General features: G+C 54.0%; 1 protein-coding gene. It reads right to left on the bottom strand.

Annotated elements, in window-relative coordinates; genetic code table 11:
* Window positions 1-80: 80 nt before the first annotated feature.
* Entirely contained in the window at window positions 81-1472 is a 1392-nt protein-coding gene (gene ltrA, locus MJ257_RS24460) for a group II intron reverse transcriptase/maturase (RefSeq protein WP_240271778.1), read from the bottom strand.
* Window positions 1473-1889 lie beyond the last annotated feature (417 nt).

Here is a 1889-nt window from a genome sequence, read left to right on the forward strand (position 1 = left end):
AATCGAGTAGGAGGGGGTGACTAACCCCCGTCCTCTCACACCACCGTACATGCGGGTCCGCATACGGCGGTTCCAAAAAGTTAACAAAGCTCCAAATAACGAGAAAGTAAACTCTTCAGCCCTTTCGCTTCCCAATAGGAAGTCGGAAGGGCGTTATTTGTGTTTCGGGACATTTCCCATGCACCACGGCGGGAGTTTGCCATAACATAGCAAGCCCACTCTGGAACGCCTAGATTTCGCAGTTCACGGATTCGGGTTCTCACCCGTTTCCACTGTTTCCAGAGGCACATGCGTAATCTCCTGCGAATCCATTGGTCGAATCTTTCACAGTGGCTCTTCGCCGATGCGATCCGGAAATATCCAATCCATCCCATGAGGTAGCGATTCAATCTAGTTATACGTTCCTCCATGGAAATCGATCGGGTGCGGCTCGTCAATTCCCGGATTTTCTCTTTGAATCTAGAGATTGTCTTGGGAGCCAATCGAATCGTCGCCTGCTTATTTGACAGGAAACTAAAGCCAAGAAACTTCCGGTTCCATGGCCTGTCCACTGCACTTTTGTCCCGATTCACTTTCAGTTTCAACTTTCCTTCCACAAATCGTGTGACCGATTCCATAATCCGTTCGCCTGCTCGTTTGCTAGCAACAAAGATGTTGCAATCGTCTGCGTAGCGGACGAATCGCAAGCCCCTCTTTGTCAGTTCTGTGTCCAGATCATCGAGTAAGATGTTCGCCAAAAGCGGACTTAGCGGACCGCCTTGCGGGGTTCCCTCGTCCGTCTTCTGGCAGACGCCACCTTCCATCATTCCGGCTTCCAAGTAGGCCCGTATCAGCTTCAGGACTCGCTTGTCTGTCACTCTCCTTGCCACTCTTGCCATGAGAATGTCGTGGTTCACCCGGTCAAAGAACTTTTCCAAATCCATATCTACGACCCATCGCAGACCGCTTTGGATATATCGCTGGGCTTGCTTCACGGCATCGTGTGCTCTCTTTCCCGGTCTAAAGCCGTAGCTGTACCAAGAGAAGTGGGCATCGAAAATCGGGTTCATCACTTGCAGAAGTGCTTGTTGGAGGAAGCGGTCCATCACGGTCGGGATACCGAGCAGCCGTACACCGCCTCCGGGTTTGGGGATTTCCACCCGTCTGACGGGCATCGGTCTGTACGTTCCCGTTAGGAGTTCGTCTTTCACCGTTTCCCAGTGTGTATTCAGGTAAGCTTGTAGCTCCGCTACTGTTACTCGGTCCACACCGGGGGCTCCTCCGTTCCGTACCACTCGCTTATAGGCGAGCCGAAGGTTCTCTCCTTCGAGCATTCGCTCCAACAAGTCGTTCTGGTCTTTGCGAGAGGAAGGATCGACTTGTGCCGGTGAAGAACTCGGCGCTCCGGCATACCCTGGCGGCTTCACCGCTTCTCTTTGCCGCAAGCTCCCTTGCGGGATATTCGGCTGTCGTTGCTCTTCACGCGAACGCATCGGTTCCCTCTCTCCTTTCGGTTCAGCCCTTCCGCTTTCCGGCGTCCCGTACTTGCGTACTATGGCCTCTGCTGACTCCTGCGGGTTCAGCGCAACCTCTCGGTTGCGGTTACGAAGTGACTTCGCTTTTTTTTTTTCTCCCGCAGGCCTCCCCAGATAAGAACGTCATCTTTCCGCCCGCGCCTGCCCAAGTTTACGGCTGCAGCCCTTGGCAGCTTTGGATTTCGTCATGTGTGGGTGACTCATCCGGCTGCAACCGCCTCAAATTGGATTCGTGTACCTCAGGCCGTGCTTTTGCCTCCGGCTTCCTTCAGATTCCACCTCGCGATGGACACCCTTGCCTTTGGCTAACGGTAGGCGCTTGCCAGCCCCCGTTCGGGACTTTCACCCTAGAGATGACGCCCATGCTGGGCGTAC

It is taken from the genome of Paenibacillus timonensis (genome assembly GCF_022427145.1).
GTDB lineage: Bacteria > Bacillota > Bacilli > Paenibacillales > Paenibacillaceae > Fontibacillus > Fontibacillus timonensis.